Annotated in this window: 9 protein-coding genes; 7 read left to right on the top strand and 2 right to left on the bottom strand. The window is 36.4% G+C overall.

Features of this window, described 5'->3' with window-relative positions:
* Positions 1-170 precede the first annotated feature (170 nt).
* On the top strand, positions 171-2,174 hold the full coding sequence (locus V7127_RS22370) for a glycoside hydrolase family 3 protein (protein WP_335489792.1): 2,004 nt from the start codon (positions 171-173) through the stop codon (positions 2,172-2,174).
* A gap of 74 nt (positions 2,175-2,248) precedes the next feature.
* On the opposite strand, the gene V7127_RS22365 is transcribed toward V7127_RS22370, so the two are convergent.
* A complete protein-coding gene (locus V7127_RS22365) occupies positions 2,249-3,391 on the bottom strand; it encodes a thermonuclease family protein (RefSeq protein ID WP_335489789.1) in 1,143 nt (380 codons plus the stop codon).
* A gap of 245 nt (positions 3,392-3,636) precedes the next feature.
* Between V7127_RS22365 and V7127_RS22360 the strand changes: the two genes are divergently transcribed.
* Entirely contained in the window at positions 3,637-3,993 is a 357-nt protein-coding gene (locus V7127_RS22360; RefSeq protein ID WP_335489786.1) for a DUF1259 domain-containing protein, read from the top strand.
* A 325-nt stretch (positions 3,994-4,318) separates the two neighbouring features.
* Here V7127_RS22360 and V7127_RS22355 read toward each other — a convergent pair whose 3' ends face one another.
* Positions 4,319-4,597 carry a phage holin family protein gene (locus tag V7127_RS22355; protein WP_335354650.1) on the bottom strand — a complete coding sequence of 93 codons (279 nt, stop codon included), beginning with the start codon at positions 4,595-4,597 and terminating at the stop codon, positions 4,319-4,321.
* Between the two features lie 196 nt (positions 4,598-4,793).
* Between V7127_RS22355 and V7127_RS22350 the strand changes: the two genes are divergently transcribed.
* From V7127_RS22350 to V7127_RS22330, 5 genes are all read left to right on the top strand, one after another.
* Complete coding sequence (locus tag V7127_RS22350) at positions 4,794-4,931, top strand: YvrJ family protein (protein WP_066288600.1); 138 nt, start codon at positions 4,794-4,796, stop codon at positions 4,929-4,931.
* A gap of 201 nt (positions 4,932-5,132) precedes the next feature.
* Complete coding sequence (locus tag V7127_RS22345; RefSeq protein WP_066288596.1) at positions 5,133-5,333, top strand: cold-shock protein; 201 nt, start codon at positions 5,133-5,135, stop codon at positions 5,331-5,333.
* Between the two features lie 232 nt (positions 5,334-5,565).
* Positions 5,566-6,711, top strand: a complete 1,146-nt coding sequence (locus V7127_RS22340; protein ID WP_335489783.1) for an exonuclease SbcCD subunit D — start codon at positions 5,566-5,568, stop codon at positions 6,709-6,711.
* A complete protein-coding gene (locus V7127_RS22335; RefSeq protein WP_335489780.1) occupies positions 6,708-9,842 on the top strand; it encodes an SMC family ATPase in 3,135 nt (1,044 codons plus the stop codon). The genes V7127_RS22340 and V7127_RS22335 overlap by 4 nt, the downstream gene beginning before the upstream one ends.
* 103 nt (positions 9,843-9,945) lie before the next feature.
* Positions 9,946-10,632 (top strand): diphthine--ammonia ligase, encoded by a 687-nt coding sequence (locus V7127_RS22330; protein WP_335343754.1) that lies wholly within the window; start codon positions 9,946-9,948, stop codon positions 10,630-10,632.
* The last annotated feature ends 12 nt before the right edge of the window (positions 10,633-10,644 follow it).

Here is a 10,644-nt window from a genome sequence, read left to right as displayed (position 1 = left end):
TATTAAAGCTACTCTGCTTTACTAGGGAATAAACACCAATGTTTTCCTGTTACAAAGAAAATGTAGAGCATTGAATTATGATTTCATTTTTATTTTCGGATAAATTATCTGTAAAAAAGAGACAGTAATAGAGAAAGTCCTATATTCTTCATAAAAAGGAAGGGAAATAAATGAATATAAGATTAAAGAAAATAATGACTTCTTCTTTTACTGTCTTTTTATCTTTTTTAATCTTCATTCCTCAGGCAAGTGCTGAAATTAGATATAATGCTCAGCCTGAGATGGAGTATCGAGTAATAGGAAAAATAACTGTCAATGGAAAACAGTTTAAAGATTTGAATGGCAATAAAAAGCTGGATCCATATGAAAATTGGCAGCTTACAGATGAAGTACGTGTTAAAGATCTTGTTTCGCGGATGACTTTGGAGGAAAAAGCAGGAATGTTAATTATTCCTGAATTTCCGAAATTTACAAATGGCAAATTGGAACTACCAAATAAGATGATTAATCAAAACACCCGTTATTTTATTTTTCGTGAATCACCAAGTGCCGATGTAATCGCCAAATATAATAATCAGCTACAAGCAGCTGCAGAAAATACAAGATTAGGCATTCCGGCTGTCATTATTTCAAATCCAAGAAACCATTCTGAGGTTCCTACATCTTCTGGGGAAATAGATATGGACAAGCCTGGACAATTCTCTTTTTGGCCTGCCACTTTAGGACTTGCGGCAACTCGCGATTTGAATTTAATAACGGAATTTGCCCAAATCGCTTCAAAAGAGTTTAGGGCTACAGGAATCCGTAAACTTTTCGGATATTCAGCTGATGTTGCGACTGATCCACTATGGTTAAGAAACGATGAAACATTTGGGGAGCACCCGACCCTGACTTCAGACATTATTTGGCGAATTGTGAAAGGATTTCAAGGGGATATTCTTAATGATAATAGTGTAACAACGACAGTCAGGCATTTTCCAGGCGGTGGAGCACGAGTAAAAGGGACTGATCCTCATTTTGAAGAAGGACGATATAATCTTTACCCAACTGAAGGCAGTTTGCTAAAGTATCATATGCCTCCTTTTAGAGCCGCAATTGCTGCAGATACAACATCGATTATGCCTTATTATTCATATCCTAGCAATGAGAGTGCCGAACAGGGATTGCCACATTATAGTGCCACACAGCAATTTGAAGAAGTTGGCTTTGCTTTAAACAAACAATTTATTGATGATTACCTGCGTAAAGAACTAGGTTTCCTAGGTTATGTAAACTCTGATACTAGTGCAGTAGTCGACAAGGCTTGGGGGGCACTAAATTTGTCTGTTGAACAAAGGTTTGCAAAAGCGCTAAATGCTGGAACGAATATTTTTTCTGGTGTTACAAATCCTGCTCCTATTATTAATGCTGTGAAACAAGGTTTGGTTAGTGAAGCAAGAGTGAATCGCTCCGTCACTTATTTACTTACAGAGATGATGAAACTAGGACTTTTCGAGAATCCATATGTAGATCCGAAAAAAGCACTGGCAGTCGTTGATAACCCAAACTCTCAAAAACGTGCAGATTTAGCCCATCGTAAGTCCGTTGTATTACTGCGAAATGGGAACAATCTATTACCTTTGTCAGATAGCAAAATCGGTCAAATAAAGCTATATGTTGAGGCATTTCCTGGAGGAGCTAATGGGTCAAATACGAAAAATCTTATCGATAAGATTCGAAAATATGATGCAAAAATGACAATTACGGATCGATTAGATGATGCAACCCATGCTTTTGTTTGGGTGAAGCCTAAACAGGATTTTATGAAAAGAAAACCTATGCTCATAATTGGCCCTGATACAGGGATTGATAATGTAAACAGAATCATAGAGATTCAGAAAAAGGTTCCAACGATTACCGCTATTAATATGAGGAGCCCATGGTTAATCAATGAAATCGAACCGAATGCAGCGGCTATTGTGGCAACTTTTGGAGTGAAGACAGAAGCTTTAGTAGATGTCATTCGAGGGAGATTTAATCCTGTTGGGAAACTTCCTTTTACAATACCAGCTAATCAGACAGCAGTAGACAATGAGATTGGGGATATACCAGGATTTGGCGAAGTTCCATCCTATGTGTATCGAAACAAAAATGGAGATGCATATGGGTATGATTTCGGACTTTCTTATCAATAGGAAAAGATTTTTGCTAAAAACATGATAAAAAAACACTTGGATATCAATTTCCAAGTGTTTTTTAAAGCTTTATTTTACCTTTCACATGCCCAATTGTCTTTGTCTCTGTCATGCTTTGATTCATAGGCAGGGTGATCAGCAGGAACCCCGTTAGGATAAACCTTTCTTAATTCCGTACAGTTTTTATATGATTCGCTGCCGCTGCTTGAAGGGGCGGTGGAAGTGGAGCCTGTATTCGAATTTGTATTTGAACTTGTGTTGTTATTTGTGCTTTTTGATGAAGATGCTGAGCCGCTGCTAGATGCTGTTGTTTTGGAATCCAGGTCACCCTTTGTAGTACCTTCCGCTCCGAATGCCCATAAACCGGTATTCTGTTCTCTCGCTTCGCGGGCAAATTTTACAAAATAATCACTGTATTTCACGTCAGGCGGATAAGTAGAAGGTTCTGCATATCCATTTAATACAAGATCAGCATTAAACATTTTTGTTCGAATTTCATTTTCATCCATATCGTTCGTTGGAATATCAAGCCAAACAATTCGCAGAAAACGAGTATAGCGATCGGTATCTGAAACGTCCTTCTGTAAATAAACTTGTTTCCCTTCGAGCTTTGAAGTGGTATAGTTGCTTGCCTCTTTGCCGTATTCTTCTGTTTTCGTGGTAGACTCAGGTGTATTCACTCCTACAAGGCGAACTTTTCTGCCATCGGAAGTTTCGAATGTATCCCCATCTACAACTCTGCTAATCGTCACCAGTTCCAAACCTAGGCTGCTAGCTTGTTCTTCTTTTGCTTTTTGTTCGGATTCTAGTTTCTCTTTTTCTAAGCGTTCCGCTTCAGCTTTTGCCTCTTCTTTTGCTTTCGCCTCTGCTTCTGCTTTAGCTTTTTCTTCTTCTTCCGCTTTCTTAGCTTTTTCCGCCGCTTCTTTTTCGGCTGAATCTTTTTGTTTAGTTGTACTTGCTACTTGATTATCATTATTTTTATCTGCTGTTTCAGTAGTATCGGCAAAGGAAACCCCTAGAATTAAAAACAAGATGAATCCTGCGGTAACAATCAATCCTGGTTTCTTGACGATTATGTTTCCCTTTTTCTTTTGATTTGACAAATATAACCCGATTAAAAACACAACTGTTCCAATTAATGCAATTGGTACTGCAATAGCCATGATTAACATGAATAATAGAATGATAGCTATTATGATTCCTTTAATGAATTTCATTTAATTTTCCTCTCTCCTAAACCTTAGTTTCTAACATAAGAATACAATCAATGTTAATTATACATGTTTTTTGTCATTATTTGTCCGAAATAGAAATGTAAAATATGTAAAAGATAGTTATTGCAATAAACATTGTTTTTATTGAGGTTTAACGCCAAGTCTTAGGCTATATTTATAGAGTCATGCTCCTAAAAATCATTGTTGAATACATTATCCTGAATGGGGAAATTTTCAGGAGATGATGAATGCTGGAGAATAACAGCAATTTGCAGCAGCCCGATGCGCTCTGCCATTATTTTGCGGAGATTCTTGGAGCGACTCCTTCTATTATTAATGGTGTATGTACAGCGACAAAATCCCCGACAAACATTCACTCTGTAGTTTTAGGCAAAAGGGCAGAGTCGTTTATGTTTGTACCTCTGGCCTTTTCCTTTGAAAATATAGATCAGGACGGCAGGGCACTATGTTTAGGGAAAACAGTCATTCTGCAAAATGAAATTAATCCTTTTATCTCCAGTTTGCATGAGAATGGAATTATATGGACAGTCCTCAATAATCATTGGTTATTTGGATGTACCAAGACTTATGTATATCCATTTTGAAAAAATTGAACATCCAATTACAATTGCTAACGATACAAAGGACGCACTATCAGTTCTGAAAACAAATAAAATTAGGCCATCTTAATGATGTAAAATTGATTGTTCCCTTTAAAAAATGAAATAAATTAAATTTGATACAATAAGAACCAAAAAATAATGAAAATGCGGAAGGGATTGTCCAAGCCAAATGGCACAAATTTAATAAAATAATATGGAAGATCTCCTCCCTTAGGTCTTGTGAACTACACTTGGCCGTTCATTTTAATGAACGGTCATTTTTTTTGAGACAATAGGAAAGGCCTCTTCATCGGAGGCCTTTGTATTTTTATTGCCCTTTTTTACTTTTATTAGAACTATTTCTAATCATTGTTTGCTTATACATTTGATGTCCTAGCACAGCAACTCCAGCAGCTGTAATCCCGTTAATAAAACCATCTATAGAAAATCCAAATGCCACGCTTCCAATTGTGATTGATACAATAAAGAGTATCCAAATAATCAACCAATCAGGGATGGCTGGTGTTTGTTTAAGCGCAAACCCCAACACCCAAAGAGCAGGTACTAGCATTATATAATTCTGGTTTAAATACTCAATTAGATTCAAAAAAAGTCACCTCCTATTTCAGTGTTTATATATATTATGTGATTCAAGCAATTTGGCTTGTTTTATTTCCCAACTTGTTTTGAAATAGAAGAATACATAGCAGCCATATCTTTTTTGGAATAGCACCTATATATAGAAAGTAACAGGAGGTGAAATGCTAAATTTTTAATATTATTATAGAAAGGAGTGCGGAGTAATGGAGGAGCTCTTACCATTAATAAGCGAAGTTGGCTTTCCGATCATTGTGACACTATTTTTGCTGCACAGAATAGAAGCGAAGCTAGACGTAGTCGTAAATTCCATTCAGGGGCTTCCTGATCGTTTAAAGGAGTAATTCTAATAATTCACAATTATTGACTTTCAATTCCAAAAATGCTAAATTTAAATCAGCCGTTATGCATCGAATTATATTTTTGAAAGCTAAATTTCCAAAGAATTCTTTTGTTTGGATGAGTAATGAGGAGTAAAAGCTATAATCGTTGTGAATGGTGAATTAACACAAGGCTTTCAACAGCCTATAGGAGGATTTTTTTACATGAAAAACGGTAAAGTTAAATGGTTTAATGCTGAAAAAGGTTTCGGATTCATCGAAGGTGAAGACGGAAACGATGTATTCGTACATTACTCTGCAATCCAAACTGAAGGATTCAAAACATTAGAAGAAGGTCAAGAAGTATCTTTCGAAGTTGTTGAAGGTGCTCGTGGACCACAAGCTGCTAACGTAAATAAACTATAATCATAAATCATAAACAGTCCTGCTTTGTGGGGCTGTTTTTTTATTTTACTAAATTTAATTAAAAATCAGAAATATTTCAGTAGGGTATGCTATAATAAGTACGTATGTTCTCATGCTGATATCCACTTAGTAATTAATTCCTCAGACTTCTATTCCAGACCTATAAAAACTTAAATTTGATATAATGAGTGTATTTGAGACTATGAATATATAAGATAAGAAGGTGAAGATTTTGAAATTTATTCATACAGCAGATTGGCACTTAGGAAAGCTTGTACATGGAATTTATATGACAGAAGAACAGCGCTATTTCTTGAAGCAATTTGTTGATCTTGTTGCGGAAGAAAAGCCGGACGCTGTTGTAATCGCCGGAGATTTATATGATCGATCGATACCTCCAACTGAGGCAGTTGAACTGCTCAATGACATATTGTTCAAAATCAATGTAGAGTTAAAAACACCTATTGTGGCAATTGGCGGCAATCATGATAGTGCAGAACGTTTATCTTTTGGGAGCTCATGGTACCAGAAAAGTCAGTTTTATTTATCAGGTAAGCTAGAATCTAACGTTCGGCCAATACATATTAATGGTGTTAATTTCTATCTTGTCCCATATGCGGAGCCAGGAATTGTTCGGCAATTGTTCGCAGATGACACCATTCATACGCATCAGGACGCGATGAAAGCGGTTATCGGGAGAATTGAAGATTCCTTGAATCCTAGTGAACCAAATGTACTCGTTGGTCATGCTTTTGTTCTTGGCGGAAAAACAAGTGAGTCGGAGAGAACTCTTTCTGTAGGTGGATCTGGATGCGTAGGAGCAGAATTATTTGAACCATTTTCTTATACAGCACTCGGTCATCTTCATAGCCCAGATGCTCTTAAACATGATAGGATTCGTTATTCAGGTTCACTTCTCAAGTATTCTTTTTCGGAGTCAAAACAAGAAAAGTCAGTTTCCATTATCGAAATGGATGAAAAGGGCCATTTTGATTTGCGGGTGCGTAAACTTTCTCCACAAAAAGATATGAGGGAAATAGAAGGGTTTTTGGATGAATTAATGGATCCAGGTTTTTACGAGAAGCAAATGGTTGATGATTATTTGAAAATCATTCTCCATGATGAAGGCGCCTTAATAGATCCCATTAATAAGCTCCGGCAAATCTATCCAAATGTTCTGCATCTTGAGCGAAAAATCGATATCACTGATATGAAAAAGAAACAGTTCTTCACCTCAGTTAAAGAGGAGAAAAAGTCTGAGCTTGAACTTTTTCAGCAATTTTATCAAGAAATGACAACTTCAGAATTTACTGATGACAAGAAGGCTATTATGACTGATGTCATTGAAAAGGCTTTGAAGGATGGTGCAGCTATATGAGACCTTTAAAGTTAATCATGCAGGCGTTTGGGCCATATGCAGGTACAGAAACGATAGATTTTACAGTGCTTGGAAATCGGACGATGTTTGTGATCTCTGGTAAAACCGGTTCGGGAAAAACGACTATTTTTGATGGAATTAGCTATGCTATTTATGGAAAAGCAAGTGGAGAAGATCGAAATGGGCCTGAATTAAGAAGCCAATTTGCTAGAAATGAATTATTAACAGAGGTAACACTTAAGTTCTCTTTAAGAAAAAGAACGTTTATTATCACAAGATCCCCTCAACAGGAGAAGAAGAAGGAACGTGGGGACGGTTATACAACGATAGGTGCAAAAGCTGAATTGTATATGATCAATGAAAATGGAGAAAAGCAAATTCTAGCATCAAATATTCGTGATGTAGATGAAAAGATTAAAGAAATCATGATTATAGACAGCAACCAGTTTAGGCAAATATTAATGATTCCTCAAGGAGAATTCAGAAAGCTGCTTACATCAGAGAGTAAGGAAAAGGAAGTCATTTTGCAGCGGCTTTTCCATACGCAAGTGTATAAGCGGATCGAAGAAAAGCTAAAGGAAGATGCAGTCGAACTAAAGAAATCAGTCGAAAAGCAAATAGAAAACCGGGATCAAGCCATTCAGCAAATTTCTGCTATATTTAATGATGAGCTAAAAGGATATTTGAATGCAGGAAGTGTAAATGATGCACTCATCATGCCTTTATTACAGATAGAAATGGAATGTATGGCTGCAGAGTTGGCAAAGCTAGCAGATCAATTAAAAGGCAAACAAGAAAAACGGGATTTACTTCAGCAAAAGCTATTTGAAGCAGAGACCATTGTAAAACAGCTAAAGGCTAAAGAAGAATTAGAAAAAAGAAAGACTGAACTTCATAATGAGAAGGAAGCTTACATTCAACTAGAGAAAAAAATTAATCTTGCCCAGAAAGCAGCCGTGCTTGCTCAGCAGGAAGAGCTTTGTCATCATTTGAAAAAAGAGTCAGATGAAGCTAATCATGAGCTTCAGTCAATAAAGTCAAAGATTACATCACTGTCAGATCTATTAGATGAGCATGAAAAGAAATGGGAAGAAGAAAAAAATCGGGAAGATGAAAGAAAGGCTCTAGCTGAGGAAATCAGTTCTCTTAATAATATGAAAGAAGACATTGAATCTCTTTCCATTGTGAAGAAAGAGGTCAATATGCTTGAAAAAGCCCTTGAAAAAAGAAAGATTGAAAAGTCACAGCTAGAAGATTCTTTAAAGAAATCAGAACAAGCCATCCTTCTTTTACAAGAAGAAAAACAACAGATTGAGAGAGAACAGCTTACATTTCTTCAAAATGCTCAAAAATTAGAGAAATTAGAAGAAGAAATGCAAAGATTTAATAAGTACGAAGAATTAGTTCTCCGCTATGATCAGGCAAAATTGAATTTTGAAAAGCGAAAAGGTTATTATGATCACTTTGTTTCACGATTAGCTGATGCAAAGGCAACGATCGACCTGCTGGAACAAAAATGGCTGCATGGACAAGCTAGTCTACTTGCAAATAAACTTATTGATGGGGAAGCATGCCCTGTTTGCGGATCAATGGATCATCCAAATCTAGCTGCTGTCTCAGAATCAATCCCTGATGAAAAAGATTTAAAAGCCGCAAAAAAACAGGCAGATGAGCTTGAAAAGGAAAAAGGAAAGGCTGAGTCAGCTTTTTATGATTCACAGTCAATTGTAAATTCAATAAAAGAAGCACTGGATTCACAACTTAAAGAAATAAAGAATCAGCGTGATGATTTAACAATTAATTCATTACCTATGGTGAAAGAAACCATATTGGCGGAGAGAAACGAACTTGTTCAGAATCAAAGCATATTATCCGAAAGACAAGCTAAAATGCCAGCATGCTTAAACCAGCTAAAATTATTGGAGCAGGATAGAGAGATATATTTAAAGCAGCTTCAATTGAACATAGAACAAATAAATAATGAAACCATTAATTTTACAGAGAAAAAAACCAATTTAACAAGAATGATAGCGAAAATACCTCCTGATCTACATTCAGCTGAGGTTTATGAAACACGTTTGAAAAACGCCGTTAAAAAACATGAGGATCTAATAAAGCTTTTGGAAACTGTGCAGCAGCAATATCAGGACACAAAGGAAAATTTCCTCGCAGAATCGGCTAAATATGAAACCATCAAAAAACAGGCAGATAGAATAAAAGAACGATTAACTCTGGAAAGAGAAGCATTTGTTCAGAAGATGAATGATCAAGGTTTTGGAACGTACACAGAATACAATGAATCGAAGAAGTCTGAACAAGAAATTCAGATGCTAGATCAATCATTAAGGGATTACCGGGAAGAGCTGCGATCCGTTCATGACCGTTATGAAGAACTTTCTTACTTGTTAAAGGATGTTGAAATGCCCGATTTAGAACAGATTAGCAAATTATTTAAAGAAAACGAGGAACATATTCGTTTGCTTCAAGAAGAATATACGGATTTATATATGAAGAAAAAACATAATGAAGGAACAGCAGAAAATATTAATGAAATTAATGGGCGTATGAAAGCACTGGAAGACAGGTATAAATTAATTGGTCATTTATATGATATCGCAAAGGGACAAAACACGTACCGTATTACCTTTGAGCGCTTTGTATTAGCTGCTTTTCTTGATGATATTTTAAGAGAAGCAAATGGAAGATTGAGAAAAATGACGAGTGGAAGATATGAATTGTTAAGGAAAACGGATCGTTCAAAAGGGAATGTACAAAGTGGTTTAGAACTGCTTGTTTTTGATCAATATACTGGACAAGAAAGACATGTTAAAACCCTATCTGGGGGAGAAAGCTTTAAAGCGGCTTTAGCTCTCGCATTAGGGTTAGCTGATGTTGTTCAGCAATATGCTGGCGGTGTCTCATTAGAAACAATGTTTATAGATGAAGGATTTGGAACTCTCGATCCAGAGTCACTTGATCAAGCGATTGAGGCATTAATGGATATACAAAGCAGCGGAAGACTGGTTGGAATTATTTCCCATGTACCTGAGCTCAAGGAAAGAATAGATGCCCGCCTTGAAGTTATAGCAACTCAAACAGGAAGTCAGACTGAATTTCAATTTTTATCTTAACATCATGGAAAGGTGCGAATCCGATGATTCAATCCTTTCTTTTTCATAATAGAAGTACAATTTATGCTAATATAGTCATAAATTAGTAAGAAGGATGATTACTATGAAAAAAAGAGTGGCTTTATCTTGGAGCGGCGGAAAAGATGGCTGCCTCAGTCTTGACGTATTAACAAAGAATGGAATTGATGTCGTTTGTTTAGTGACGACCGTGCCGATTGAATTGGGCAGAACATTTGGACATGGTGAAAAATTAGAATTGGTAAAGCTGCAAGGAGAGTGCCTGGATATCCCTATAGAGTTTATTTCCACCACCTTTGAGAAGTATACAGATAGTTTTATCAATACATTAACGATATTAAAAGAAAAGTATCATATAGAAGGCATCGCCTTTGGTGATTTATATTTACAAGGTCATCGTGAGTGGGGAGAAAAGATGGCAGTAGCTGCTGGACTTCAAGCTATTTACCCGCTATGGGGAAAGCAGGAAGATGCTCTTCGTATGCTTGAGGACTATCTCCAATCTGGTTATAAGGCAACAGTTATTCGTATACGGGAGGATATTCTAGATGAATCGTGGCTAGGAAGAGAGCTGGACTTTTCATTTTTAGAGGATGTAAAGACGAAGGAAATGTGTCCGATGGGTGAATCGGGTGAGTATCATTCATTTGTATATGATGGACCGTTGTTTAAGCAGAAGATTATTCTTAAGAATCCGGAAATTATTCAATTAGAGACTACGAAGAAGCTGGAATTTAGCCAATTTGAACTTCAGACAAAAGTTGAAAATTAACAAGGAACAAAA

It is taken from the genome of Bacillus sp. JJ1773 (genome assembly GCF_036962035.1).
GTDB lineage: Bacteria > Bacillota > Bacilli > Bacillales > Cytobacillaceae > Cytobacillus.
This window is presented reverse-complemented; position numbering and strand designations above follow the sequence as displayed.